This is a genomic window from Sulfurimonas sp. C5, from assembly GCF_029872055.1.
GTDB lineage: Bacteria > Campylobacterota > Campylobacteria > Campylobacterales > Sulfurimonadaceae > Sulfurimonas.
This window is the reverse complement of the sequence record NZ_JARXNQ010000001.1, coordinates 824,974-851,341: the sequence shown is the minus strand read 5'-3', so window position 1 is coordinate 851,341 and position 26,368 is coordinate 824,974. Positions and strand designations below refer to the sequence as shown.

Annotated in this window: 24 protein-coding genes; 10 read left to right on the top strand and 14 right to left on the bottom strand. The window is 34.9% G+C overall.

The features are described from left to right. The first annotated feature begins 14 nt into the window (after positions 1 to 14). Entirely contained in the window at positions 15 to 473 is a 459-nt protein-coding gene (locus P6N22_RS04185) for a Mut7-C RNAse domain-containing protein (protein WP_280330444.1), read from the top strand. A 54-nt stretch (positions 474 to 527) separates the two neighbouring features. Here the strand turns inward: P6N22_RS04185 and P6N22_RS04180 are convergent, their stop codons facing one another. Further along, entirely contained in the window at positions 528 to 971 is a 444-nt protein-coding gene (locus P6N22_RS04180) for a GatB/YqeY domain-containing protein (RefSeq protein WP_280330443.1), read from the bottom strand. 78 nt (positions 972 to 1,049) lie between these two features. Between P6N22_RS04180 and flgH the strand changes: the two genes are divergently transcribed. Genes flgH through P6N22_RS04160 form a run of 4 tightly spaced genes read left to right on the top strand, consistent with a single transcriptional unit; the run spans position 1,050 to position 5,721 of the window. Then, positions 1,050 to 1,775, top strand: a complete 726-nt coding sequence (gene flgH, locus P6N22_RS04175) for a flagellar basal body L-ring protein FlgH (RefSeq protein ID WP_280330491.1) — start codon at positions 1,050 to 1,052, stop codon at positions 1,773 to 1,775. Next, a complete protein-coding gene (locus P6N22_RS04170) occupies positions 1,750 to 3,165 on the top strand; it encodes a hypothetical protein (RefSeq protein ID WP_280330441.1) in 1,416 nt (471 codons plus the stop codon). The genes flgH and P6N22_RS04170 overlap by 26 nt, the downstream gene beginning before the upstream one ends. Before the next feature lie 16 nt (positions 3,166 to 3,181). Then, positions 3,182 to 4,450 (top strand): PAS domain-containing sensor histidine kinase, encoded by a 1,269-nt coding sequence (locus tag P6N22_RS04165; RefSeq protein WP_280330439.1) that lies wholly within the window; start codon positions 3,182 to 3,184, stop codon positions 4,448 to 4,450. Positions 4,451 to 4,473: 23 nt separating this feature from the next. Then, positions 4,474 to 5,721 (top strand): bifunctional diguanylate cyclase/phosphodiesterase, encoded by a 1,248-nt coding sequence (locus tag P6N22_RS04160; RefSeq protein ID WP_280330437.1) that lies wholly within the window; start codon positions 4,474 to 4,476, stop codon positions 5,719 to 5,721. A gap of 36 nt (positions 5,722 to 5,757) precedes the next feature. Here the strand turns inward: P6N22_RS04160 and P6N22_RS04155 are convergent, their stop codons facing one another. The 3 genes from P6N22_RS04155 to P6N22_RS04145 are packed head-to-tail and all read right to left on the bottom strand — an operon-like array spanning position 5,758 to position 11,877. Continuing rightward, positions 5,758 to 7,296, bottom strand: coding sequence for a SulP family inorganic anion transporter (locus tag P6N22_RS04155; protein ID WP_280330435.1), 1,539 nt, complete (start codon positions 7,294 to 7,296; stop codon positions 5,758 to 5,760). Between the two features lie 42 nt (positions 7,297 to 7,338). Then, positions 7,339 to 9,201: a diguanylate cyclase gene (locus P6N22_RS04150; protein WP_280330433.1), complete on the bottom strand. Its 1,863-nt coding sequence runs from the start codon at positions 9,199 to 9,201 to the stop codon at positions 7,339 to 7,341. Positions 9,202 to 9,252: 51 nt separating this feature from the next. Beyond that, a complete protein-coding gene (locus tag P6N22_RS04145; RefSeq protein WP_280330431.1) occupies positions 9,253 to 11,877 on the bottom strand; it encodes a valine--tRNA ligase in 2,625 nt (874 codons plus the stop codon). Between the two features lie 152 nt (positions 11,878 to 12,029). On the opposite strand from P6N22_RS04145, the gene P6N22_RS04140 reads away from it, so the two are divergent. Further along, entirely contained in the window at positions 12,030 to 13,172 is a 1,143-nt protein-coding gene (locus P6N22_RS04140; RefSeq protein ID WP_280330430.1) for a diguanylate cyclase, read from the top strand. A 23-nt stretch (positions 13,173 to 13,195) separates the two neighbouring features. After that, positions 13,196 to 15,280 carry an ATP-dependent helicase gene (locus P6N22_RS04135; protein WP_280330428.1) on the top strand — a complete coding sequence of 695 codons (2,085 nt, stop codon included), beginning with the start codon at positions 13,196 to 13,198 and terminating at the stop codon, positions 15,278 to 15,280. Here the strand turns inward: P6N22_RS04135 and P6N22_RS04130 are convergent. Genes P6N22_RS04130 through P6N22_RS04090 form a run of 9 tightly spaced genes read right to left on the bottom strand, consistent with a single transcriptional unit; the run spans position 15,277 to position 24,275 of the window. Next, positions 15,277 to 16,071, bottom strand: coding sequence for an EI24 domain-containing protein (locus P6N22_RS04130; RefSeq protein WP_280330426.1), 795 nt, complete (start codon positions 16,069 to 16,071; stop codon positions 15,277 to 15,279). The genes P6N22_RS04135 and P6N22_RS04130 overlap by 4 nt on opposite strands. Beyond that, the gene (locus P6N22_RS04125; protein ID WP_280330424.1) at positions 16,064 to 17,026 is read right to left on the bottom strand and encodes a DUF3137 domain-containing protein; all 963 of its coding nucleotides are present in this window, start codon (positions 17,024 to 17,026) and stop codon (positions 16,064 to 16,066) included. Before P6N22_RS04125 ends, P6N22_RS04130 begins: the two co-directional genes overlap by 8 nt. A gap of 2 nt (positions 17,027 to 17,028) precedes the next feature. Continuing rightward, complete coding sequence (locus P6N22_RS04120) at positions 17,029 to 17,586, bottom strand: LemA family protein (RefSeq protein WP_280330422.1); 558 nt, start codon at positions 17,584 to 17,586, stop codon at positions 17,029 to 17,031. Between the two features lie 26 nt (positions 17,587 to 17,612). Beyond that, positions 17,613 to 18,803, bottom strand: a complete 1,191-nt coding sequence (locus P6N22_RS04115; protein ID WP_280330420.1) for an NAD(P)/FAD-dependent oxidoreductase — start codon at positions 18,801 to 18,803, stop codon at positions 17,613 to 17,615. Further along, a complete protein-coding gene (locus P6N22_RS04110; protein ID WP_280330489.1) occupies positions 18,804 to 20,999 on the bottom strand; it encodes an endonuclease MutS2 in 2,196 nt (731 codons plus the stop codon). Further along, entirely contained in the window at positions 20,996 to 21,322 is a 327-nt protein-coding gene (locus P6N22_RS04105; protein ID WP_280330418.1) for a hypothetical protein, read from the bottom strand. The genes P6N22_RS04110 and P6N22_RS04105 overlap by 4 nt, the downstream gene beginning before the upstream one ends. A gap of 1 nt (position 21,323) precedes the next feature. Beyond that, complete coding sequence (gene murC / locus P6N22_RS04100; protein ID WP_280330416.1) at positions 21,324 to 22,640, bottom strand: UDP-N-acetylmuramate--L-alanine ligase; 1,317 nt, start codon at positions 22,638 to 22,640, stop codon at positions 21,324 to 21,326. Positions 22,641 to 22,660: 20 nt separating this feature from the next. Beyond that, positions 22,661 to 23,143, bottom strand: coding sequence for a hypothetical protein (locus P6N22_RS04095; RefSeq protein ID WP_280330415.1), 483 nt, complete (start codon positions 23,141 to 23,143; stop codon positions 22,661 to 22,663). Beyond that, positions 23,136 to 24,275 (bottom strand): succinyldiaminopimelate transaminase, encoded by a 1,140-nt coding sequence (locus tag P6N22_RS04090; protein WP_280330413.1) that lies wholly within the window; start codon positions 24,273 to 24,275, stop codon positions 23,136 to 23,138. Before P6N22_RS04090 ends, P6N22_RS04095 begins: the two co-directional genes overlap by 8 nt. 46 nt (positions 24,276 to 24,321) lie before the next feature. Here P6N22_RS04090 and P6N22_RS04085 point away from each other — a divergent pair, with 46 nt between their 5' ends. From P6N22_RS04085 to thiS, 3 genes are all read left to right on the top strand, one after another. Next, positions 24,322 to 25,185, top strand: coding sequence for a hypothetical protein (locus tag P6N22_RS04085; protein WP_280330411.1), 864 nt, complete (start codon positions 24,322 to 24,324; stop codon positions 25,183 to 25,185). Positions 25,186 to 25,204: 19 nt separating this feature from the next. Next, positions 25,205 to 25,744, top strand: a complete 540-nt coding sequence (locus tag P6N22_RS04080) for a c-type cytochrome (RefSeq protein ID WP_280330410.1) — start codon at positions 25,205 to 25,207, stop codon at positions 25,742 to 25,744. Positions 25,745 to 25,815: 71 nt separating this feature from the next. Then, on the top strand, positions 25,816 to 26,016 hold the full coding sequence (thiS, locus tag P6N22_RS04075) for a sulfur carrier protein ThiS (RefSeq protein ID WP_280330408.1): 201 nt from the start codon (positions 25,816 to 25,818) through the stop codon (positions 26,014 to 26,016). Here the strand turns inward: thiS and acpS are convergent. Beyond that, positions 25,984 to 26,361: a holo-ACP synthase gene (gene acpS, locus P6N22_RS04070; protein ID WP_280330406.1), complete on the bottom strand. Its 378-nt coding sequence runs from the start codon at positions 26,359 to 26,361 to the stop codon at positions 25,984 to 25,986. The two genes, thiS and acpS, sit on opposite strands and share 33 nt — an antisense overlap. Positions 26,362 to 26,368 lie beyond the last annotated feature (7 nt).

Here is a 26,368-nt window from a genome sequence, read left to right as displayed (position 1 = left end):
GTTATAATGTTGATATGAATGCAGCAAAAAGTTTAAAGTTTATTGCCGATTGTCATTTAGGCAAGTTAGCAAAGTATTTACGTATGATGGGGTTTGATACTTTGTTTTTTGATTCTATTGATGATGACGATTTAATTGAATTGTCTGAGCAAGAGGATAGGATTATTCTTACCCGTGACAAGCTGCTACACGAAAAGAAAACCTCAAATACCTTTTATTTGCACTCAATCGATAATTTTGAACAACTTTGTGAACTTAACAGAGTTTTTTCCATTAAAAACAATAGACAAAAATCTCGCTGTACTTTATGTAACGTGACACTCAAAGAGGTTAACAAGACAGAGATTTTAGACCAAGTACCCAGCAAAGTATTGAACTATTTTAACTTTTTTGAGATCTGTCCTAAATGTAAACGCATCTATTGGCATGGAAGTCACTATAAACGTATGATGCATAAAATAGAAGCAATATAAGAAGTTGGTATCTTGCGTTCCCAAGCTGAAGCATGGAAACGAATTTGGTAAAATTTATGAAAGCAGTGTTTTAACGCACTCGTTAATTCTTTTTCCGTCAGCTTTTCCAGCTAATTCTTTGCTTGCAGCACCCATAACTTTTCCCATATCTTTGATCGACTCTGCACCAACATTTGTAATAATAGTTTTTAAAGCGTCAGCTAACTCATCATCTGAGAGTTGTTTTGGTAAATAAGGTTCATATACTGCGATTTCTTCAAGCTCTTTTTCCATTAAATCCAGGCGATCAGCATCTTTGTACTGAGCAGCAGAATCGTTACGGCTTTTGATCTGTTTTTGTATGATTTTGATAATATCATCATCGTTTAATTCTTTTCTTTCGTCTACTTCAATTTGTTTAAATGCAGATGTTAAAAGACGAAGTGCATCTCTCTTCTTTACATCTTTTGCTTTCATTGCATCTTTTAGATCTTGATTAATTGTTTCTCTTAATGACATATTTTATACCTTTTTTCTGGAACTATAATTGCTAGAATTATAGCTAAATCACAATAAGTATGGAACATCTTTATGAAAATAACAACTGTATCATTTTTTATCTTTTTGTCTACACTGTTTTTTAGCGGCTGTACGGCAAACCTGACAGAACCGGAAATCAATTTTGAACCTCCAAAATATGTGGAGGAGATGCCACCTAAAGAAGACAGTCAGGACTTTGCATCTACTGGAAGTATTTTTGGACAGGGGGAAAATCCTTTATTTTCCGATCATAAAGCGATGCATGTAAATGATATTGTAACAGTGGTTATTTCTGAGACAGCACAGAGTTCTAATACAGGATCTAAACAACTAAGCGAAACTGATTCATTGGCATTAGGCGGTGGAGCATTTACTACTGGTACAAACGGTTCAAATATGAATGGAGAAGTAGCACGAGCAGTTAATAAACTTAACGGCTTTACAGATATCGGTTTTACAGGAGGATCTACTAGTTCTTACAAAGGACAGGGTAGTGCAACTAAAGATGCTAGCTTTACAACCACAGTTTCTGCTAGAATTGTAAAAGTATTAAGCAACGGAAACTACTACATCAGTGGCAAACGTGAAATTTTGGTTGATCAACAAAAACAGATCATACAAATAAGTGGTGTTATTCGCCCGTACGATATAGACCAGACAAATACTATCAATTCAACTCAAATGAGTGATGCAAAAATTCTTTATAAAACGGAAGGGGATGTAGATCGTGCAAATAATAGAGGATGGGGTTCTAAAATTGTTCAGGCTGTTTGGCCTTTTTAGTCTTTTATTAGTATTTTTATCATTTAGTTTAAAAGCTGAAAGCTTTGCAGATTTCAAACGTACACAAATAGGTTCATTTGAAGAGTTTAAAGATAAGCGCGATCAGGAATTTAACAAGTATCTACAAGAGCAATGGAGAGAATACGAAGCATATACAACTCCTAAATTTTTTGAAAAACCAAAACCGAAAAATATAGAATCTCTTCAAGAAACACCATCAAAAGAGATTGGACCGAGAGTAGATATCTCACTGCCTACAATAGAAAAAAAGAGAGAAGAGAAAAAAGAAGAAAAAGTAATCCATAAGGATGTTGAGTTTAATTTTTTCGGTACTTTGGTTGGATTTAATATTGACCAAAAAATAAAAAATGTTCGTTTTTATCCAAAGAATCAAAACGGTATTATAAGCTTTTTTGGTGTAATGGCTTCTAGTGATTATGAACAACTGATAGATAGTGTACAAAAGATTGCCGCTGAGATGCAGTTAAATGACTGGGGTGTTTTTCAACTTGTTACTGCAATTTCAAAACATATTTACGTTAAACCTGATGAAGAACAGCTTTTTAAATGGTTTATCCTTACAAAACTCTCCTATGACGTTAAAATAGGCTTAGTGCAAAATCATATAGTTCTGCTGGAAAACTCGAAACAAACTATTTTTGCAACACCTAGATATAAAATCGAAGATACGTATTATTATGCTATAGACTATCAAAATTCTAAAAGCTCTCTGGGAAGATTGTATACTTATGATAAAAAGTATCCAGAGGCTGTTAAGAAACTTGATTTTACTATGCCAAAAACACCGAATTTAGTACAATCACTATTAAAAAAGAAATTGACGTTTTCAAATCAAGCAGGTAGATATGATGTTGATGTGTCAATTAATAAAAACCTTATAGATTTTATGAATACATATCCACAAGTTGATTATGATGTATATTTTAATGCAGCTTTTGATAGTAGCGTATATAATGATGTTATAACAGGTTTAAGAAAATATATTAATGGTAAAAAAGCATTATATAGTTTAAATTTTATTCTTCATTTTGTTCAAAAATCTTTTAAATATCAACGAGACGATGAACAGTTTGGAAAAGATAAAGTAATGTTTGCAGAAGAGACACTTTACTATGATAGCTCAGATTGTGAAGATAGAGCAATTTTATTTGGAAAACTAGTTAAAAAGATATTTGATTACGGTGTTGTAGGTGTAAAATATAAAGATCACATGACTACGGCACTTTCCGTACCTTTAAACGGTGACATGGTAACAGTTGGAACTCGAAAGTATGTTATAGCAGATCCTACGTACATTAATGCGAATATTGGACTTAATATGCCAAAATACAGAAATATTCAACCAGAATCTTTTATAAAGCTCAAATAGACAAGGGAAATACTATATGCATTCACAGGTAAAAAGACATGCTACTGAATTACTGGAACTTTTAACACTCCATCTGCCGGATATGTTATGGATTAAAGATATAGAAGGTACGTATATCTATGCAAATAAAGCACTATGTGATGGCTTGCTTATGGCAAAAGATACTCATGAAGTAGTAGGAAAAAATGATGTTTTTTTTGCTTTAAGAGAAAGAGGAAAGCATAAAGACAATCCTAATTGGCACACATTCGGAGAGTTGTGTTTTAACAGTGATCAGGTAGTTATTGAAAATAATAAGCCTATGCGTTTTGAAGAGTTTGGAAATGTAAAAGGCAAGATGCTTTATTTAGAAGTTTTTAAAGCACCCTTTTATGATCGTAAAGGAAAAATTATTGGAACTGTTGGGGCAGGACGTGATATTACTGAGTTAAAACAAGCACAAGAAAGTTTGGAAAAGAATTTAACACTTTTAGAAGCGCAGAGAAAAACGCTTGAAGAGTTTAATGAGAAACTGGAAGAAAAAGTACGTTATGAAGTACAAAAACAGCAAAAACAAGAAAAAGTAATGTTACATCAGTCCCGTCAAGCAGCAATGGGGGAGATGTTGGAATCTATTGCTCATCAATGGAGACAACCGCTTAATATAATGGGACTTGCTATTGCAAATATAGAAACACAATTGGCTGTAAGTGATATTAAAAAAGATGAACTTATAGAGAAGCTTGAAGCCATTGCTTACAATATTAGTTATTTATCAGATACTATTGATGATTTCAGAAACTTTTTAAATCCTGCTGCCGATGAACATGAAGCGTATTTTATGCCAAGTAGAAGTATTGTGGAAATATTGAGAATTTTAGAAGCACAACTAAGAAACTGTAACATTAAAATAGAAACAAAGCTAGACAACGATCATTTTGCTTTTAAAGGTGTTGAAAATGAATTTAAGCAGATCTTGTTCATACTTATAAATAATGCCACGGATGCTATTAAAAAGTCTATTAAAGAAAATATTATCAAAGAGGGGTATATTTGTCTTTCTTTAGAAAGTAACGGAAATGTAGGAGTTGTGAAAATTTCTGATAACGGTGGTGGAGTACCTAGTGAAATTCAAGAGAAGATTTTTGAACCGTACTTTACAACAAAACATAAATCTTCAGGTACAGGAATAGGACTTTATATTGCCAAAAACATTATTGAGACGAGAATGAAAGGAAAGATCAAATATATTCCTGAAGAGGGTGGTAGTTCCTTTGCAGTAGAACTCCCAATTCACCAGATTTAACATTTTTTTGCTATTATAGCGTTATGAAAATTGAATTTGAAGAGAAACTATGTGATTGTTATGTAGACCCTTTGACAGGTTTGTATAATAGATTGGCATTATTAGAATATATCAAAACAAATAAAGAATATACTTTGTTTATTTTAGATATCGATAACTTTTCAAATATTAATAATACTTATGGCTATTTAATAGGTGATGAGATACTTAAAAATATAGCAAACTACTTAAAAATGTTAAAACCGGCACACGGAGAGATTTTCCGTTTTGACGGGGATCAATTTGTTTTTTTAACAGACCAACTTACCTTAAATATTGAAAAAGAGGAGATAGCACAGATTGTTATCTCTTTTTTTAACGAGATGGATATTTATGAAACTGAGAACTCAGTAGTCAAAATCTTTTTCAGTATAGGGATATATACCGGACAGGGATATAAGTTACTGAATAATGCTAATTTAGCACTTGACGATGCACGCCAGTACAAAAAAAATTCTTACAAACTTTTTGATCAAAATTCAAGTTTCATCAAGAATCATTTACAGCATATAGACTGGATTAAAAATGTAAGACAGTATATGGAAGATGAAAAGTTTGTTCTCTTTTATCAACCTATTATAGATAACAGAACTAACAAAGTAGTGAAATACGAATGTCTGATTCGTATTTCAAATGGAACTTCATATATAACACCCGATAATTTTATGTATGCCTGTAGAGTAACTGGTATATTAGAGCTAATTACCCGCTTTGTGATTAAAACAGCGTTTGAAAAGTTTTCAAAAACAGAGTACTCTTTTTCGATCAATATTACATCGGACGATATTAATCTAGAGTATTTAGAAGATTTGTTGCTTGAAAAATGTGAACAATATAATATTCCTCCGTCACGAGTTATTTTAGAAATTTTGGAAGATATAACCACTTTAACAAAACCGTATATGCTTACACAAATTACTTCTTTAAGAGAGAAAGGATTTAAAATAGCACTGGATGATTTCGGTATTGAAAATTCAAACTTTGCAAGATTGATAGATTTTCATCCGGACTTTATTAAAATAGACGGTGTATTTATTAAAGACATAGTAGAAAATACGAAGAACCAAATTGTAGTACAGACTATTGTTGATTTTTGTAAGCTATGTAATATTGAAGTTGTTGCAGAATTTGTGCATAATAAAGAAGTTTTAGAGAAGGTTCGAGAATTCGATATAGAGTTTTCTCAAGGGTTTTACTTAGGTAAACCTCAGAAAGAACTTTTAGAAGATTAAAACCGATACTATTACAATAATAGTATCGGAATTGTTTTAATAGTTGATTGCAACTTTATATGTTGGATCGTCTTCTTCATATGTACAGTGTGGACCAGCTTTTTTGAGAATAGCTTTACAGTCTGCACTTAAGTGTCTCAGTAAGAGATTTTTTCCTGCATCTTCATATTTTTTTACAATGCTGTCAACGGCTTCAACACCAGAGAAGTCTAGTACTCTTGCATTTTTAAAATCAATTACTACTTTTGGCGGATCTTGATCAATTGAGAAGTTATCAGAAAATGTTGTAGCACTTCCAAAAAATAGAGGACCTTCTAAAGAATATACTTTTGTACCGTCTTCTTCTACATGTGTCTTAGCCCAGATACGAGCATGTTTCCATGCAAATACCAATGCCGAGATGATTACACCTGCGATAACTGCAACAGCCAAGTCTTCTAAAACAGTAATGATAGTTACTGCAAGCATTACGAAAAGGTCCTCTTTTGGCATATGTTTAAAGTGGGAAAAACTTGACCATTCAAAGGTACCAATACTTACCATAAACATAATACCTACTAAAACACCTACAGGAATAATATTTAGTACATCTGTTAAAGAGATAACCAGTATTAAAAGACCAACTGCTGCTGTAAAAGAAGAAAGACGGCCAAGTCCACCTGACGTATAATTGATTATAGATTGCCCGATCATCGCACAACCAGCCATACCACCAAAGAAACCACAAGTCATATTTCCGGCACCCAGAGCAATACACTCTTGATTTCCACTTCCGCGTTTACCGCTCATCTCATCTAAAACAGCAAGTGTAAGCAGTGATTCAATTAACCCTACAAGTGCCATGATGACAGCATATGGAAGAACCATGAGTATAGCATCCACACTAAAAAGTGTTTCAGGGATAATCAGCTGTGGCAGCTGTCCTTTAAACTCTGAAAGGTTTGCCAAGTTTCCTACTGTCAGAGTATTAATATTAGCAAAATAAACAATAACTGTGAGTGCCACAATTGCAACTAGACCTGCAGGGACAACTTTAGTATATTTTGGCATTATGTACATAATAAGCATAGTAGTAAAGACTATAGCGTACATCTCCCATCCTTGGTGATCGAAGAATTTAAACTGTGCCATTGCAATGACAATAGCCAAACCATTAACAAAGCCGTAAAGTGCGGGTTGAGGTACTAAACGAATAAATTTTCCAAGTTTGAAAACACCCACTAAAACTTGAATAAGTCCTGCAAGTATCGTTGCGAGAAGAACATAATTGAGGGTTTGAATATAGAGATCATCCCCCATGACACCCATCTCCTCCAACATTGCATTAGCTTCTAGAACTAAACCTATAATAACTACGGCAACACTTCCTGTCGCTCCACTAATCATACCCGGTTTTCCACCTATCACGGCAGTGATTAGACCTAGGATAAATGCAGTATACAAACCTACTATCGGACTTACTTCTGCAATAAAACTAAATGCAATTGCTTCTGGTACTAAGGCTACGGCAACCACTAAACCTGAAAGGATATCATTTTTTATGTTGTGTGATGTATATTTTCTTATGTCAAACAAGGGCTTCCCTACGTAAAATAAAGTATGAAATTATAACGAAATTTATCCTTGATATACGACAAAACGGTTTTTACCACCATTTTTTGCTTTATACATAGCACTGTCGGCATCTTTGATGATTTGGTCTTCTTCATCAAGATGATCTTTAGGAAAAACACGAACACCTATACTAGAACCTACCTTAACTTTATTGGAGTCAATAATTATCTCATGGTTAAGTTGATTTAAAATTTTATAGGCCACAAACTCAATTACATCTTCAAGTTTTTTATAGCTGCTGTCAATATCAAGAAGAACTACGGCAAACTCATCTCCACTCAGTCTAGCTACTATATCACATTCACGTACAGAGCTTTTAAGAGCCTCAGCTACATGTATAAGCAGTTTGTCTCCAACATGATGGCCGAAACTATCATTAACATTTTTAAAGTTGTCTAAATCTATAAACAGGAATGCATTTTTAAAACCGTGGCGTTTTGAACGATTAAGCTCTTCACGCATTCGTGTAAGTAGATGTGTTCTATTTATCAATTTAGTTAAAGCGTCATGACTTGCTTGATAAACAGCTTCTTGCTGTGCTTTTCTTAATTCTGTAATATCAAAAAGATGTCCAATGTAGTTCTTTACATTTCCCTCTTTATCACGAAATGCAGAGATAGAAAGTCTTTGAGAATATAATTTCCCATCTTTTCTTTTATTGATTACCTCACCAGTCCATGAACCTGTAGAATTTACACTACCCCACATTGCTTTGTATAAAGATTTAGGATTATTTCCAGATTTCAAGATAGATGTTTTTTTGCCTATAGCATCTTCGGCACTATAACCTGTGATTCTTTCAAATCCTTTATTGACTTTAATGATATGAGTATCTTTGTCTGTTATAACGATACCTTCATATGAATCGAGTGTACGGGAAGAGAGTTCTAAATCATCAGCATGTTTTTCATGCTCTTTAAAAAGTTTATTGATAAGGAAAATAAAATAAACTCCAGAGATGATTGATACGATCCATAGAATCATAGCAATGTTTAAATTATGCATGGTCTCACGATAGTTATCATCTAAGTTAATAATAAATTTATTGAGTATATCTTTGGAAACTTTATTATAAGTGTTGATGTTATTTGTAGAAACTTCATACCAATAAATCGCATCTTCTTTTTTGAGTTTATGTTGCTTATAAAGTTTTCGAAACCTATCTAGTTCTTCAATATTTTGTTTATCGACATATTTTTTATAGCTGCTTTCTGACAATCCGTTTGAATATAGTGACAAATCGTCAATTCTGTTTTTTTGATCTTGCTGTAAATATAAGAGCGTATTTTTACATTTTAAATCAGAGTTTGGAGTCAGTAAGTCATTATAGATACATGCTCTTTCAAGTCCTGCACTTTCTTTTAAAAGTTCTAAGTTAATTAAAAACAGAGCATCATACCTGTTTTCATCTACTTTTGGAAGTAGGTATTTTATCACATTGATTGTATTGTTGTTTATACGTGTATATGCCTGAAGGACTTGATCAAAGGAAAGATTTTGATCGAGAACCTGTAAACGTAAAGCAGGAAGATTTTGAAGATAACTGTCTTTATTTTCGTGACGTAAAGTCTCTAAAAGTTTAATAGATGTATCGCTATTTTTATAAGCAGTTGTAAAGTTTTCTTGAAGATTTTGTGATTTTTGTGAATTTACAAAGTGAACGGCAAGATCTTGTTCTATCTGTAAATTATGTACAACATCTATAAGTTTGTCAACAAGTAAAATATTTTCTTTTTGAGATGTAATAGTATTTATATTTGAATTAGAAAGTTTGACATAGTAAAATGTAAAATAAATTATCGAAATAATAGGTATTAAAACAATAGTGAATATTTTAGATTTAAAAGATTTTAAGTTTACAGTCATGCTAGAGATTATATCACAAAAAAACAATAATTCCCAAGTAGAATTTGGGAACTATTGAAGAGCTTGAAGTTGCTCCATAACTTTTGATTTTTTATCTTCAGCTTCTGCGAGAGCTTCACGATTTTTTGCTAGAACATCTTCTGGAGCATTTGCAACGAAACGTTCATTATTTAACATACCTGAGAGTTTAGTAATCTCTTTGTCAAGTTTTTCAGCTTGTTTTGTAAGTTTGTTGATAATTGGCGTTAAATCAATGCTTTCAGTAGGAATGAAAGTTTCACATTTATCGGCAATATCGCTTACAGAGTTTTCAACTTTTGCATCTGTAAATTCAACTGTATCAACTTTTGCTAACTTAGCGATGAACGGAAGCATCATAGTTTTATCTTCATCACTCAGTCCGTCAACTTTTACATAGGCTTTTTCAATTTTTTGATTAGCCATATCAACTAAAACTTTAGCACGGCGGATAGATACGATTGCATCCATAATGATTGCAAAAGTCTCTTCCTCTTTACGTTGTTTTGTCTTGAACGGATACTTTTTGATCATAATAGAATCAGATTCTTCTAAAGATGTACCGCTTAGTTGGTGGTAAAGATGCTCAGTGATAAACGGCATGAACGGATGTAACAGTTTCATAGCTTCTTTAAAAATTGCACCAAGTTCTACAATCGAAGATTTGTCGGCTTTGCTAAGCTCGATACCCCAGTCACAGAACTCATTCCAGATAAATCTGTAAAGAACTGTTGCTGCATCGTTGAATTTATACTCATCCATAGCTGCACGAACCTCTTTAGTCGCTTGGTTAAGGCGTGAAACCATGTATTTTCCAAGCGGAGTATCCATACAAAAACCGCCAAGATCAGGGAAGGTGTCTACATTCATTTGTAAGAACTTCGCCGCATTGTAGAGTTTGTTCGTAAAGTTACGGTTGATCTCTAACTTTTGCGTACTCATTCTAATGTCACGACCTTGAGCAGCTGAGATTGCAAGAGTAAAACGTAAAATATCGGCAGAAAATTCGTTAACCATATCCAGAGGATCGATAACGTTTCCTTTTGATTTTGACATTTTTTGACCGTGTTCGTCACGAACAAGAGCGTGAAGGTAGATGTGGTTAAACGGTAGTTCACCCATGAAGTTTTCACCCATCATCATCATTCTAGCTACCCAGAAGAAAAGGATGTCAAAACCAGTAATTAAAAGAGTGTTTGGATAGAATTCTTTTAGGTCGTCTGATTGGAAAAGTTTATCCATTTCAACATCGCCATTACCCCAGCCAAGAGTTGAAAATGGCCAAAGCGCAGAAGAGAACCAAGTATCTAAAACGTCAGGATCTTGAGTGATGTTTTTACTAGCACATTTTGGACAAGCTGCAGGTGCATCCTCTTGGCTTGCAAATTCGTGATCACAGTCATCACAGTAAAATACCGGTATCTGATGTCCCCACCAAAGTTGACGAGAGATACACCAGTCACGCAGATCACCCATCCAAGAGTTGTAAGAGTTGATCCAGTGAGGCGGGAAGAATTTTGCTTCACCTGCATTTGTTTTTTCAATTGACTGATCAGCCACTTCTTTTCTTACAAACCATTGTTTAGAAATATACGGCTCAACTACGTTTTTACATCTGTAACAGTGTCCAACCTGGTGTTTATGATCTTCGATTTTGATCATAAAACCTTCATCTTCAAGACGTTTTACAATTACGTCACGAGATTCAAGACGCTCTAAACCTTGGAATTCTCCTGCGAATTCGTTTAAGATCCCTTTTTCATCAAATACGGTGATAAACTCTAAATCGTGGCGTTTTCCAACTTCGTAGTCGTTTTGATCGTGAGCAGGTGTTACTTTTACAACACCCGTTCCAAATTCCATATCAACATGCTCATCTGCAATGATAGAAACTTCACGATCAAGTAGTGGAAGTTTTACCTTTTTACCGATAAGATCTTTATACCTTTCATCTTCAGGATGAACCATAACCGCAGTATCCCCGAAATATGTCTCAGGACGAGTTGTCGCTACTTCAACAAATCCGCTGCCGTCTGCAAACGGGTATTTGATGTGGTAAAATTTTCCGTCGTGATCTTCGTATTCAACTTCGATGTCTGAAAGAGCACCGTCGTGTGTACACCAGTTAACCATGTAGTTACCACGAACGATAAGACCTTTATTGTAAAGGTGAACGAAAGCTTCTTTTACAGATTTTTGAAGACCGTCATCCATAGTAAAACGTTCACGCTTCCAAGCAGGAGATACACCCATTTTACGAAGCTGAGTCGTCATGATTCCTGCTGATTCTTCTTTCCATTTCCAAGCACGCTCTAAAAATGCTTCACGCCCGATTGCCTCTTTTGTAGTACCTTCAGCTAAAAGTTGTTTCTCCACTACGTTTTGTGTTGCAATACCTGCGTGGTCAGTACCAGGCTGCCATAATGTTTTAAAGCCATCCATACGTTTGTAACGAGTGATAATATCTTGAAGTGTAAACGTAAGTGCATGACCGATATGAAGACGACCAGTAACATTCGGTGGTGGCATCATAATCGCAAAGTTTTTCCCTTCTTCTTGGATATCTTTGTTCCCATCTATCTCAAAGTATCCGCGATCTTCCCAGATTTTGTAGTATTTGTTCTCTGTTTCTTGAGGATTGTACTTGTTTTCTGACATTCTTTTAGCCTTAATGTAATCGTTAAAATAATTTCGCGATTATATCCAAATGCAGGTGAGGATTTGCTTAGGAGGTCAAAGTATTTATGTAGATTTGTAAAGTATAAAAAAATGAGTTATAATTAAGTTTACTTCACATAAAAGAAGGAAGCGTGTTTTTTAATGGTTCATTTTTATATAATCAGCTTCTCTGTTCAAATGTTTCACTAGACGAATACTCCTCAGAGATGAGGAAAGTGGTACTAGTAAATATTTTATTAATTATTAGTGGAACAATCCTTTTAACCTTCGCTTTATACAATCTTTTTATCGAGAAAAATCATACTTTATTCATTATTGACCTCATAGCTTTTTTTGTTTCAACGCTGATTTTTTACAACTTACGCAGAACATTAAATGTTGAACGGACTTCTATAGTAACAACATTATCAATTTTTGCGATGATGGTTGCTGTTGTTTATTTCGGAAAAGGTAATGATTTCACTTTGGTATGGACAGTTTTTTTCCCAGTATTTGCTATTTTTTTAAACGGTAGTAAAAGGGGAATACTGATCACATTCGTTTTTTATATTGTTATTTTATATTTAACATATCAAGGGCTTGGTGTCTGGCAAGAGGGTATGTGGAATGAATCAAGTTATACCCGTTTCATAGTCGCCAGTATAGGGATAACAATTATTGTATTCTTTTTTGAAGTGAGTTTGGAAAAAGCCCATGAAGCACTGGCACTTGTGAGAAGAAAAGAGAAAGACTACATTAAAATTTTGGAAGAATATTCCATTACGGATCCTTTGACACAAGTTTATAACAGAAGATATCTCAATGTCCAGTTTGACAGGTTGTTCGAAAAAGCGAAAAAGAATAAGAGCTTTTTTGCCCTTTATATATTTGATGTAGATTACTTTAAACAATACAACGACACTTTTGGGCATGTTGCTGGAGATACTGCTTTACAAAAGACAACAGAAGTTTTAACTAACGAAGTATTTAAGCGCGAAGTAGATTATATATTCAGACTTGGGGGTGAAGAGTTTTGCGGATTGCTGATAGCAGATGATATTGAGAAAATAAAATACATTATTGAAAAAGCCAGAGCAGCTATTGAAGGGTTACAAATTAGCCATCCGAAAAATCCGCATAAAGTTTTAACTGCTTCTTTTGGGGTTTGTATAATCAATGATTTTGAAATTAAAAATTTTGACAAGATGTATAAGTATGCAGATACAGCTTTATATAACGCAAAAGAGCAGGGAAGAAACTGCATAGTCGGTACTGATAGAATTAGCACACTTTAATAGTTACAAGGTATAATTCGCTCATGCCTTTATCTAGACTTAACGAGCAGCAATATGAAGCTGCAACATCTCAACACTCTAAAAATCTTATTATCGCTTCGGCAGGGACGGGAAAGACTTCGACAATTGTAGGTCGTATTGCGTATCTTCTGAACAACGGTGTACAACCAAACGAGATTTTACTCCTGACTTTTACTAATAAAGCTGCTGCTGAAATGGTAAGCCGTGTTGCTGAATTTTTCGGTAACGGTGTCGCTTCTAAAATCGATGCCGGGACTTTTCATGCGGTAAGTTACAGATGGTTAAAAAAGAAAGATAAAAGGGTAGTATTAAAACAGCAGCGTGAACTCAAAACACTTTTTCGATCGGTGTTTGAAAAACGTACATTTTCCCATATAGATGCTGAAGCACAGGCATACGGCGGCAACTATCTGTATGATCTGTACTCATTTTATCAAAATACGGAACTCTCCCAAGATTTTGAGAGCTGGATAAAAAACAATTACCCTGAACATGAACTTTTTGCAATGATCTATGCAGATATCGTAGATGAGTTTGAACGTTTAAAAAAAGAGTACGGTTTTTTAAATTTCAACGATCTTCTTTTACATTTTCGTGAGATGTGTAAAAGTCATCATCTAGGTTACAAAGAGGTACTTGTAGATGAGTATCAAGATACAAATGCCCTGCAAGGGACACTCATTGATGCGATGAATCCTCCATCACTATTTTGTGTAGGTGATTATGATCAAAGTATCTATGCATTTAACGGTGCAGACATTACAATCATCGGTTCTTTTACTACAAAATATCCTGATGCGGTTGTGCATACTCTGAATAAAAACTACCGCTCTTCAGTACCTATTTTATCATTGGCAAATAAAGTAATTGAGCATAATGAAAGAATCTATCCTAAGAAGCTGGAAGTAACAAGAACGGATATCAATATAGCCCCTAAACTTTTAGCATACGATGAATTGTTTGATCAGTATCATGGTGTAGCAGATATGATCTCTAAAAGTGAAACTCCTCACGCCGATATTGCTGTAATTTTTAGAAATAACTCTTCAGCAGATGGTATCGAGGTGGCTTTAAGAGAGTTGGATATCTCTTGTAAGCGTAAAGGTGGGACTAGCTTTTTTGATGCTCGTGAAGTAAAAGCCGTCCTTGATCTGTATACTCTGCTTGTAAATGAATCGGATATGATGTCTTTCATCCATATTTTTGAATTTGCTCGCGGAATTGGAAGTGCGATGGCAAAAGAGATCTACATAGCACTGAAGACTTTAGGGCAGGGAAGCATGTTTTACGGACTCTACGCACCGGATGAGTCTATGAGCAATCCTTTTGAAAAGCGTAAGCTAAACCACCAATTAGGGCTCTTTGATGACTTTTTAGAGTTAGGTGCTGTCGGGAAATACGCAAAGCTTGGATTTGAAGCTAAATTTATGAAAAATCCTGTTCTTAAACACCCTAAACTTACCAAGGAATCGGCAACTTTTTTACATAATTTTTATGTACTGTTTCGTGATTTAAAAGGGATTAAACAGCCAAAAACGATTGTGAGAAAAATAGCAGATTCAGACTTTTTCAAATATATTGCCGATGTCCTTGCAACAAAAAGAGCGACACTTAAAGACGGAAATATAGATGAGAAACAAAAAACAGAAGCACTTGTAAGGATTGAGAGAAAAATGAAGCTTTTACAAGAGCTCTCACACCCTTACAATGAACATGATCGTTTTTTAAATGCGATGATTCTCGGCTCTTCAGATCTCTCTCAAGGCGAAGGTGTCAATCTTTTAAGCGTGCATGCATCAAAAGGATTGGAGTATAAAGAGGTTTACGTAGTTGATTTGATGGATGGACGTTTTCCAAACAGAAAGCTCATGCAGCGTGGAGGCTCTTTGGATGAAGAGAGACGGTTGTTCTACGTGGCTGTTACTCGTGCAAAAGATATTTTATATCTTAGTTATGCAAAATACGACAAGATTAAAAAACAAAATTTCCCACCTTCACAGTTTGTCTATGAGGCAGGATTGGTACCTAAAGATGAAGGATACCGAGAGATTATGAAAAAAAATGAGAAGGATCTCGAAGAGGATTAACCTTGTGGCAAAGTTCTTATTTTTCTAACCTCTAAAAAGTAGCTGTGCCCTAAATAGATTACGTAAAATACAGTTGCAAAAAATATCACAAACGGAATAAGTGATATAAGATATAACACCAATGTTTTTAAGCGTATAGTACTTCCATGAAAAACTTTTATTCTATAAAACTCCTGTTTTGTACATATACTAGAAGATACATCGTAGTTAAGCATTTTATGAAAGAAGTAATAGAGTGGAAAGTTAAATGCAATAATGTTGAGTACAGGAATAAAGTATAAAGGGATACATACGATAAAGAGTATAATCATTATTACAAACCATTTTAAAGCGTGTAAAATTCCTGCAAAAAAGTTGGAATATCCAATCATCTCTACATCTTGATAATGTCTCCTTTGTAGCTCTTTGAGAATAATATGAGTAAGTAGTCCAATCACTAAAAGAGCAACAAAAATAGAAAAGTACAGCATGAGAAGTGAACCGATAGTATAAACTAAAAATGATGCGATCCATGATGTGATGGCACTGCTCATTAAAAACTTGATAATAGCCGTGTTCTGAAGCGTAGTAGAAAAGCTGTCTGTATGAGGGATACCGTTTTGAATTGTAGTCTGGTTTGATTCTACATGCATTGTTGCATCCATATGATCAAGGCCGATTCCTGCTAGAATAAAAAACAGAATATATAATATAAGCATACTAAGAACAAAAGGGACAACAGAGTATTTAATCATTTTAGTTGTGAAGAGGTCTTTGATACTGAGTTTAAGTATTTGTGTTTCGTTATCCATGTTTGCTCCAAAGTTTTTGATTTAGTTTTAACTCTTCTACGATACCGATAGAGAGGTGGAGAGTTTTAATATACTCCATTGCTATTTTATACTCCAAAAGTGAACGAAATACCGAAGGTTCAAACAAATCTTTATTATATTCTATCGCCATATAGATATTTTGTCCTTTAAATGAAACATATACAGGATGACCTGAGTGTTTTTTGTAATGGAGAATTTTTTCCATTAACGAGTGGGTTAAAATATATCTTGCTTCTATCTGGTCACTTCCATATACAACAAACTCTTTTTCAAATTCAGGAGAATCCATTTTAATCAGTTCTCCGCGTCTAGTAAAGTTGTTCGACTGTAAAAAAGAACCGATCATATCTCCGAATGTATTTTGTGCGATATCTGGAAGTACTACGGTGTGACCTTGAAAGTTTTTATGAAAGTCACTGACGATAAACAAACCTTTAAAAATCGTAGAATAGGATCGTCTTCCTTTAGAATCTTTATACTCTTTTTCGGCATGGAGATCTGAAAACTTCAGATCAACACCGTCTATTTTCCCTTTTACAAGATCATTGCCCGAAAATCTATCAGGGCTTGGAAAAAGTTGGGAACGCTTAAAAAACTCTACATCTATATGCATATTTGGAATATATCGAAATGTGTTGTCTATCTCTAAAATCAAAGGTTTCATGATTTTTGTTTTAAACTCATCTCTATACGTAGAGATCATAAATTTGTAGATAAACCCACCAAGAGCAACATAGGCTACAATTGCAAAAACTATGAAATCGATATCCATGTATTGAAAAAAGCTAAAAAAAAGCAAAGCAAAGATAATTGTGTAGGTAATTCCAACTGTAACTACTCTGCTTTTAAGATGCTTGCGAGCTTCTTCGAGCTCTTGAAGTATTGGATAAAGTGTTTTATAGTAAAAATCTGTCAGTTCGCTGATAGTTTTCATATTTATGAATTAAACAACTCTTTTACATTGACGTTTTGTCTTTGTGTATCAGGAATCTCAAACACCTCTTTACGCACGTAATTCATTAACGATGCCATAAAGTTTGTAGGAATCATCTCGATTGCATTATTATAATCCGTTACTGCTTGATTGTATGCACGGCGGGCTGCAGAGATCTGCTCTTCAACTTCATTGAGCGTACGTTGCAGATGCATAACGTTTTCATTGGCTTTTAAATCCGGATAATTCTCTACTGCCACCATGATTGAGCCAAGTGCTGAGGTAATCTTCGCATCTAATTGGATTTTATCATGATCAGAAATATTTGGTTTGTTTGCTTCAGAACGGAGTTTTGTTACCTCTTCAAGCAGTGACTTTTCATGCTCCATATATTTACTGACAGAAGCAACAAGATTTGGTATAAGATCGTAACGCTTTTTTAGTTGTGTATCGATACTTGCAAAAATATTTTCAACTTGGTTTTTCTTTGAAACAAGAGAGTTGTACATAAGAACTAAAATAATTCCCGCAACAATAGCAATAATAAGAGGCGTTGACATATCTATCCTTTGAGTATTTTAGGTAATTATAGCCTATTTTTTATAATATTCTGTGCTGCAAAGTAAGCACTGCTCCATGCAAAGGCAAAATTGAATCCGCCGCGGCGACCCACTACATCTAAAACTTCACCTATAAAGTAAAATTTTGGATTCTTTTTGGAAGTAAAAGTTTTTGGATCGATTTCAGTCGTATCGACACCTCCACCGCTTACTTCCGCATGGCGAAAACCGTGTGTATCACTCACTTCAAATTTCCAGTTTACAATACCGTTTGCAATTTTTTTACTGAGTTTTGTATCTATTTGCGTTGTCTTTGGATCTAAGTCGAAGGATTCTAATAAACCGTTAACTATTTTTGTAGGGAGCAAGCCTAGTAAAATGTCAAAGAGTGTGAGTGTTCCATTGCTTTGGGCGACCTTGAGTATATGGTTTGCAAGTTTTTGAGCAGGAAAGTTTGGAAGTAAATTAACCCCTATATCAACTGCTTGATAGTCCCGAAGTGCTTCACTCGCCATTTGAGAGATATCTAAGACGGCAAAACCTGAAACTCCGTAGTTTGTAAAGAGAATATCACCGGCAATCGTGTTCTCTTTAACACCGTTTATATAGAGTGTGACTTCTCCATCAACTTTAGCTCCTTGCATCTTTTTTACGATCGGAGCATTAAGTTCGAGTTGTACTAAAGATGGATAAGTTGTAATAATGTTGTGTCCCAGCTCTTGTGCAAACTTGTAGCCGTCATCACAGCCTCCGAGATGTGAAGCCGCTTCGCTACCTGTAGCTATTACAATCGCATCATATTTTTTACCGAGTTTTATAATAGAATTAATTTTATTCTCTGTGATGATATTAACACCCAGGTTTTGAGCAGTTTGGATAAAAGTGTTTGCGACCGATTTTGCTTCATTGCTCAGGGGATATGCACGACCGTCTTCTAAGGTATTGAGTAAAAGTCCAAGGGAATTGACATATTTTTCAAACTCTGTAAAACCGAAATTTTTGATCGCATATTCGACAAAGTCAGGGTTTTGAGAAAAAAAGTCTGTAGTTGAGAGTGAGCTGTTTGAGATATTACAACGCCCGTTTCCAGAAACTAAGATCTTCTTTGCAGGTTTTATATTTTGTTCATAAAGATCAACTGCAATGGAGTTTTTTGCACACTCTATGGCACAAAAAAGTCCCGATGCACCTGCTCCGATAATTGCAATCTTTTTCATCTAAAGTGTGACTACTTTTGCTCCAAAACCACCCATATGTGCCGGAGCATCCTCAAATTTTTTCACTTTAGGATGTACTTTTAAAAACTCTTTTACAGCGTGAGAAAGTTTTCCTGTACCAATACCGTGATATACAAGCACTTCATCCCAGCCATTGATAAGAGCATCGTTTATAAACTTGTCTAGAACTTCACACGCTTCATCTGCACGCATTCCGTGAAGATCGCATTTAAGACCTGCTTTTTTCTCAACACTCAGACGAACATCGGTCTTAGGTTTTGCTTTAACGATTTTTGTCGGAGTAAGATGTTTTGTTTTTACCCTTACTTTCATACCGTTTACATCAATTGTAGCATCTGATTTGCCTTTCATTGATACGATTACACCGCTTTGGGAGTGGTATTTTACCTCGTCACCCACTTTAAAGTCGTAATCACGTTTAATCTCTGCTTTTTCTTCTTTAGGCAATTTTTTGTTGGCTTTATTCATAGCACGGTGGATATCTTTTATATCCCCGCCGCGTGCCGCTCGTTTGGCTTCATTAATTGCCTCTTTGTATGAATCTTTGAGTTTTGTTTTCTCAAGTTCAAGCTCTTTAAAAAGAGCCTCTCTTTGATCTTTGAGTGCTTTCTCTTTTTTTTCTAGTTCTTCAAGTTTCTCATCAACTTTTTTATGTTTTTGTTTGAGTTCACGCTCAAGCTCAGAACCGCGCTCAATCAGTAAAGAGAGCTTCTCAGAGTTATCCCCGTACACTTTTTTTGCTTCATCAACCAGGCGATGAGCTATGCCGTAGCGGCTTGCCGTTTCAAAGGCATAACTCTTACCGATAATCCCCTGCATAAACTCATAAGTAGGGCGGCGCTGATCCTCATCGTAAATAGCAGCGAGTAGTTCCACATCATCACGATCGGCCATTAAAGCTGCTAGACGTTTGTGATGGGTTGTAATAACTACTTTTTGTCCACGGTTAATAAGATCATCTAAAATAACTTTAAATAGAGCAGCAGCTTCGTCACTGTCCGTTCCAAGTTCTATCTCATCCACACCTAAAAGTGCCTGTTTCTTTAGAAAAATTTGTGAGAACTGCTGCATACGTCCGGCAAATGTAGAGATGTCATTTTTCACGTTTTGAGGATCGTCTATAATTGACTCTATATCTTTAAAGTTTCCGATGTCACTTTTGTGTTCATTCACTTTCATTGGAATGATATATTTTGCCATAAATGCAGATGCCAAGATAGATTTTAACAGCATTGTTTTACCACCGGCATTTACACCCGTGATCATTAAAATGTTTTTTTCAAAATTGACATTAATAGGCTTTGCCTGATGCAAGGCAGGGTGGATAAAATCTTTTAAAATAATGTTTTTATGATTTTTACTTTTAATAATTGCCAGGTCTTTGCTTCTAGCAAAGAGTACACGAGCCTGATAGTTGTCAAATTTGCTAAACTCTTTGTCTACAAAATTGATAAACGGCAGAAGTTCCTCAAGTGTTTTAGAGAACTCTTTTGCATAATTATAGAAAATTGCTTGACGCTCTTGTTCAATGTATCTAATCTTCTCTTTTGACTTTAAAATGCTATCTGGTGCTACATAGAAAAAACCACCCGTACTACGTCCTACAACTGCACCTTTGAGGACATGATTGAAACCCCCACGAACGAGTAAACACTCTTCGTTGTTTATAAAGTGAATTTGTGTATCTACAAGATAACCGGCTAGTTTTGAGCTGCCCATCAGATGTTTGAGTGAAGAGCTAATCTCATTTTTATGCTCTTTAATTCTCTGGCTTAGTCCAAAAAGTGTCTCATCAAGATTCTCTTCAAAGTGACCTTGCGTGTCAAAATACTTTTCAACTTCCAAAAATTTCTCGGGCACTTCTATTTTACTCACCCATTCACCGATGAGGCATTCAAGATTTTTGTTTTTAAAGTAGCGGAAATAACGGACAACTTTGACAATTTCGAAGATCTGTTCAAAAGTGAGTACACCGTGTTTATTCAGATGGTTCTTAAGAGCAAAAAAGTCATTTACTTTCGGTGGGGCATTAAATTCAATCTTATCGAGTGCTTTGATGTAACGGTAATGGAGCTCTTGATCGCCTTCGATGTAAAGATTATCTTCACGGGCAAAAAAGCTTTGGAATTGTTCTATATGAGCTTGAAGATCAAGCTGCGAAATAAGTTTGTCTATTTGCACTCTGCAGCTCTGATGATCTCCGAATAGTGAGGAGTATTTTTCTTACCAATAAAAGTATTGGTACCGCTAAGATCAAATGTTGAAGCATTTACGTCAATACCTTTGCATTTGAGAGTTTTACCTTGTTTGTATTGTTTTACAATGCCAAGTACTTTTTCTTGCTCATTTGCTGCATAGTTATTGTACATCACGGCACCTAAAATGAAAATACCGAAGATTGCAGCTACAATCATCTTTTGCGATTTTGTTAGTTCAGTAAAATAGTGCAGGGCTAAAAAAAGTAACCCTACAACGACAAGACCGAGTATATATGCCACTTTATGCAATCCCTCTTATTTGATATGTGATGTCACCGGCACCGAAACCGATAATAAGACCGTTATCAAGTGTTCTTAACTCTTGTTGATCTTTTAAAAGAGTAATTTGGTTATTTGCTCTTTGAATTTTATCTGCCAATGTTAAATTATACTGCTTGAACTTTTCGGCAAAGTCAATATCACGCGGAGTTTCACCCGCTGCCCATACCGGAAGAATGATAAGCTCCTGAGCACCTTCAAAACATTTAATGAATTCCTCTAAGTTGTCAATTGTTCGAGAATATTTGTGTGGTTGCCAGATTGCAGTGATCTTGTTAAAGCCTTTAAGTTGAGCGTACTCTTTAACCGATTGGAATGTAGCTTTGATCTCTGTCGGGTGATGACCGTAATCGTCAATAATAACGCTATTGTTTTCTTTCCCAACGATGTCAAAACGTTTTTTAATCCCCTTGAAATTAAGAAGATTTTTTCTGATCTCTTCAATATCCATAGATTCATGTGCAGCTAAAATTGCTAACGAAGCATCGATTGCAATGTGTTTTCCAAAGCCCCAAACATCAAAGTTTCCGAGATCTTTTAGAGTAAAGCTTGTATGTGGTTCATCATTTATAAGTACGAATTCGATATTCGTAATATCTGTAGTCGGGTAGAGCCATGTCGCATCACTAAATTCATCTTTAAGTGTGCTCAAGAAAGGGTCTTCACCGTTTAAAACTTTATGTGGAGCTAATTGGATAAAACGTTTATATGAATCGTAAAATCTGTCGTAGTTATAGTCATAATACTCCATATGCTCAGGTTCTGCATTGATCACGATAGAACAATATGGGTTTGAATTGATAAAACTGCCGTCACTTTCATCCGCTTCAAAAATCATAAGATCATTTGTTGCATCGTAACGAACGTTCGAACCGAATGCTTTTGATTCCGCACCTATGATAGCAGAACCTTCCATAATTGAAGTGAGTATTGCCGTAGTCGTACTTTTTCCGTGCGCACCCGCAACAGAATAGACTTTTTTGTCATTTAAAATTTTAAGAAGTGCTTCACGGCGAGCTAATACTTCGATCCCTTTTTCCTTGGCTGCAATAACTTCAGGATTGTCAGGACGAATAATAGCAGAGTGGATAACTAAATCTTGATCGTCAATTGCATCTGCAGAATGGGGTACACTTACTTTGATTCCCATTTCACGAAGTTTTTTAGTGATTACAGTATCTTTGATATCTGAACCGCTAATCTCATGCCCTTTATAGTGCATATATTGTGCTAGACCGGAGATTCCGATACCGCCTATACCTATAAAATGTATCTTCATTTAGTTATCTCTCCCGACTTTTAGGCATTATCCAGCAACTTTTGTGCCTCTTTTTGAAACTCGCTGATATAAAAAGTTCCATACTGCTGAGTTAATTCAATATCGGCAATTTTATCTAAAAAGTTATCGATGTCAATATTCTCATCTGCTGCAATTTGATGCATCTTCATCGCTTTTGAAAATTTAGCATCGTTACTCAGACCGCTTAGTACTTCAAAAAGTGCTGAAGCATCCTTATTCTGTCCTGCATGGTAATGTTCAATAGCATATTCATATAAAGCACGAAGTGTAGCGAAATCTTGTACTTCACTTATATCCATTTGTCTATGAGCTTCCAGAGTTTCTGTTAATTTTTCAAGAGCCAAGTCTAAGATATTTGCATAAAAACCTTCAATCTCTTCATCACTTAAGTGTTCATGTGCATTTTGCTCTAGAACATAAAGTGAAGCGATATCACCCTCTTGTTGTGCTTTTAAAATTTTTTCTTTTAATTCGTTACTCACTCATACATTCCTTAATTCTGCCCAGTGCATCTCTCGTTTTTGCTTCATCTTCAACCAAGGCAATTCTTACATAGCCGATACCCGGATTTTCACCTTTAAAGTCATCACGTGCCAAATATTCACCAGGTAATACTTTTACGTTGTACTTTTCGTAGAGTTTTTTAGTAAACTCCAGTGCATCACCAACTTTTAGCCAAATATAAAATGTAGCTTCTGGGATCTCAGTTCCGAGTATCTCTTTTGCAATTTTAAAATTGTTTTTATAGATCTCTCTCGAAGCTGCAACATGGGCTTCATCATTCCAGGCATCTGCTGCGGCAGCTTGCAGAGGAAGAGGAGATGCACAACCAATGTATGTACGGTACTTCATATATTCTTTTAAGATCTCTTGATCCCCCGCAATAAATCCGCTTCTTAGACCCGGTGCAGATGAGCGTTTTGAAATGGAATTGATTACCAGTATATTTTTAAATGATTCATTACCCGCTAAGATAGAAGCTTCTAGTAATGAAGGAATTTTTTGATCCGTATAGATTTCACTGTAACATTCATCGTTCATAAGAACAAAGTTATGCTTTAGTGCAAGTTTTACCCATTCTGCCATCTCCTCAGCAGTTAACATAGAACTTGTAGGATTATTCGGAAAATTTAAAATCACAAGATCACAGCTGCTGAGTTGCTCTTCATCGATTTCAGGTTTGAAGTTATTTGCTTCAGTTAAATTCAGATGAATAACTTTTGACTTCGTAGCAATTGCAGCCCCTTCATAAATTTGATAAAAAGGGTTAGTATATGCCATTACACTCTCTGGTTTATCAAACAGTAAAAATTGAGGAAAGTTAAATAGTACTTCCCTTGTTCCAAAAGTAGGGATGATTTCACTATCTTGAACTTCTACATTAAAGCGTGTTTTTATAAAACCGCGAATAGCATCTCTTAAAATATCTTCACCGCTTGTTTTAGGGTATTTTTTTAAAAGATATGCGTTATTAGCCAAACTTTCTTGAATAAATTTAGGTGTATCAAACTGTGGTTCACCTATTGTCAGTACAGAAGGTTCATAAGCAGCATTGGGTATAATGTTTTGTAGTAAATCGTTAAGTTTTTCAAATGGATATGGTTCAAAATTCATGTTGGAATTATATCTAAATATTATTTACATAGTGTTAAGGATTTGTATGAAAATATTGCTATCGGTAATGATCGTTTGTCTATTGTTTTTCAGTATGGCGATTGAGATAGATGCACAAGCTCTGGAGTTGCAAAACGAAGCGTTTCAACGTGCCATGATCGCTTTTGGCATAGCAAAGAGTTTAAATGCAGTTATATCGTTGATACAGGGTACTGAGCTCTCATTAACACCTGCTGGGCTTGGAATAACACTCAGTGTAGGTGAAATATTAGATCCTCTAAATGATATGGTAGAGAGATTTTCTTGGGTAATGCTGCTTGCAACTATATCTTTGGGGATTCAAAAGTTTTTATTAATATTAAGTGGAAAAACTCTCTTACAAGTACTGCTCTCTTTAAGTGGCATTATTGCACTTGCAATGATTTGGTATAGGAAACTTCATCATAATTTGTTTTTTTCATACAGTTTAAAGGTGTTCGCATTACTAGTATTACTCCGTTTCGGTGCTATAGCTTTTGTAGGGATTTCCCAAATCACATATACGGCTATTTTACAAAATGAGTATGAACAATCTTTGCAGGTAGTTGAAGAAACAAAAACAAATCTTGAAGAATTTCAACAAGCACGTAATATAGATGTGCAACAGCAACAAGGCAGTTTTTTTTCTGAGCTTAAAAAACGTTACGACAAATCTATTGAAAGTCTTAATATCTCTCAACAGATAGCATCATTGGCAAAAAGTACGAATCAGGCTTTTAACAACATTGTGGTTTTGATTACTATATTTGTTCTTCAGTCTATTATTTTGCCTTTAGTGTATATATGGCTCGTAGTTCATGGAATAAAATATGTTTTTAGAAGTGAGTTAAAGTTTGATACATTTAAAAATATGTATAATGAACGTTATTAAATATAAAAAAGGATAAGAGATGAAGATTGTTTTATCAGCAGTTTTGGCAATGTTTTTAGTAGCTTGCGGCAATAATACAGAAGAGAAGAAAGCTGTAGAGAATGTAGAAAGCGAAACAGTTAAAGTTGAAGAAACAAAAGCTCCTGAAACTGTAGAAAAAGTAGAAGTTGAAGAGACTAAAATAGTTGAAACACCAGTAGTAGAAGAAAAAGCAGCTGTTGAAGAAGTAAAAAAAGTAGTTGAAGAGGTAAAAACTGTTACAGTAGAAAAGCCGGCACCAGTAAAAGCACCTGAACCTGTCAAAGTTGTAGAAAAAACTATTGACGGTGGAGCACTTTTTGTAAAATGTGTAGCATGTCACGGTCAAAATGCTGAAAAGTCTGCTCTTGGAAAGTCTCAAATTATCAAAGGCTGGAGTGTAGACAAAGTACTTACTGCTTTACATGGTTATAAAGACGGTACATACGGTGGTGCAATGAAAGGGATTATGAAGTCTCAAGTGTCTGCTTATAGTGAAGATGAACTCAAAGCTTTAGCACAACATATATCAAAACTGTAAAATAGTTTTGATATTTGATAAAAATTTCAATTTAGCTTGATACAATTTCCAAAAAATTATGCGAGTATTTAATGAAATTAGTAATTAACGGTACTGAAAAAGAATTCCCGGCTGAAATTACTCTATTAGAGGTACTAAAAGAACTCTCTTTAGAAGATAAAGTTATGGCAGCTGCCGTCAATATGGAAATAGTAAAACAAGATGCATGGGACAAATGCAGATTAAATGACGGTGATAAATTAGAATTGCTTGATTTTGTCGGTGGGGGTTGAGTTTTTTAAATCAACAACGGCTATTGCATACTCTCCGTCATGCGTAATTGAAAGTGAAGCCTCAATAATTTGAAACTTCTCTGCAAGTTTTTTTGAAAAAGCGAGCTTTGGAGCTCCTTTTTCACTTTTATAAATCTTGATATCAAAAAAAGAACAATCCGCTCCTATCCCAACACCCAAAGCTTTTGAAACAGCTTCTTTTGTAGCCCAAAAACCTGCCGCAGTTGTGTAGTTTTTGACAAGTTCAATCTCTTCTTGGTGTAAAAATTTCTCTAATGCTTTATTACCAAATTTTTCGATCATACTTTGCATACGATCTGTTTTAATTATATCTATACCAATCATTACTATT

Excerpts from the sequence above, each read along its gene's own strand:
- P6N22_RS04185 (WP_280330444.1), top strand. The coding sequence starts at position 15 with ATGAATGCAGCAAAAAGTTTAAAGTTTATTGCCGATTGTCATTTAGGC.
- P6N22_RS04180 (WP_280330443.1), bottom strand. The coding sequence starts at position 971 with ATGTCATTAAGAGAAACAATTAATCAAGATCTAAAAGATGCAATGAAA.
- P6N22_RS04165 (WP_280330439.1), top strand. The coding sequence starts at position 3,182 with ATGCATTCACAGGTAAAAAGACATGCTACTGAATTACTGGAACTTTTA.
- P6N22_RS04160 (WP_280330437.1), top strand. The coding sequence starts at position 4,474 with ATGAAAATTGAATTTGAAGAGAAACTATGTGATTGTTATGTAGACCCT.
- P6N22_RS04150 (WP_280330433.1), bottom strand. The coding sequence starts at position 9,201 with ATGACTGTAAACTTAAAATCTTTTAAATCTAAAATATTCACTATTGTT.
- P6N22_RS04145 (WP_280330431.1), bottom strand. The coding sequence starts at position 11,877 with ATGTCAGAAAACAAGTACAATCCTCAAGAAACAGAGAACAAATACTAC.
- P6N22_RS04135 (WP_280330428.1), top strand. The coding sequence starts at position 13,196 with ATGCCTTTATCTAGACTTAACGAGCAGCAATATGAAGCTGCAACATCT.
- P6N22_RS04130 (WP_280330426.1), bottom strand. The coding sequence starts at position 16,071 with ATGGATAACGAAACACAAATACTTAAACTCAGTATCAAAGACCTCTTC.
- P6N22_RS04125 (WP_280330424.1), bottom strand. The coding sequence starts at position 17,026 with ATGAAAACTATCAGCGAACTGACAGATTTTTACTATAAAACACTTTAT.
- P6N22_RS04120 (WP_280330422.1), bottom strand. The coding sequence starts at position 17,586 with ATGTCAACGCCTCTTATTATTGCTATTGTTGCGGGAATTATTTTAGTT.
- P6N22_RS04115 (WP_280330420.1), bottom strand. The coding sequence starts at position 18,803 with ATGAAAAAGATTGCAATTATCGGAGCAGGTGCATCGGGACTTTTTTGT.
- murC (WP_280330416.1), bottom strand. The coding sequence starts at position 22,640 with ATGAAGATACATTTTATAGGTATAGGCGGTATCGGAATCTCCGGTCTA.
- P6N22_RS04090 (WP_280330413.1), bottom strand. The coding sequence starts at position 24,275 with ATGAATTTTGAACCATATCCATTTGAAAAACTTAACGATTTACTACAA.
- P6N22_RS04085 (WP_280330411.1), top strand. The coding sequence starts at position 24,322 with ATGAAAATATTGCTATCGGTAATGATCGTTTGTCTATTGTTTTTCAGT.
- P6N22_RS04080 (WP_280330410.1), top strand. The coding sequence starts at position 25,205 with ATGAAGATTGTTTTATCAGCAGTTTTGGCAATGTTTTTAGTAGCTTGC.
- thiS (WP_280330408.1), top strand. The coding sequence starts at position 25,816 with ATGAAATTAGTAATTAACGGTACTGAAAAAGAATTCCCGGCTGAAATT.
- acpS (WP_280330406.1), bottom strand. The coding sequence starts at position 26,361 with ATGATTGGTATAGATATAATTAAAACAGATCGTATGCAAAGTATGATC.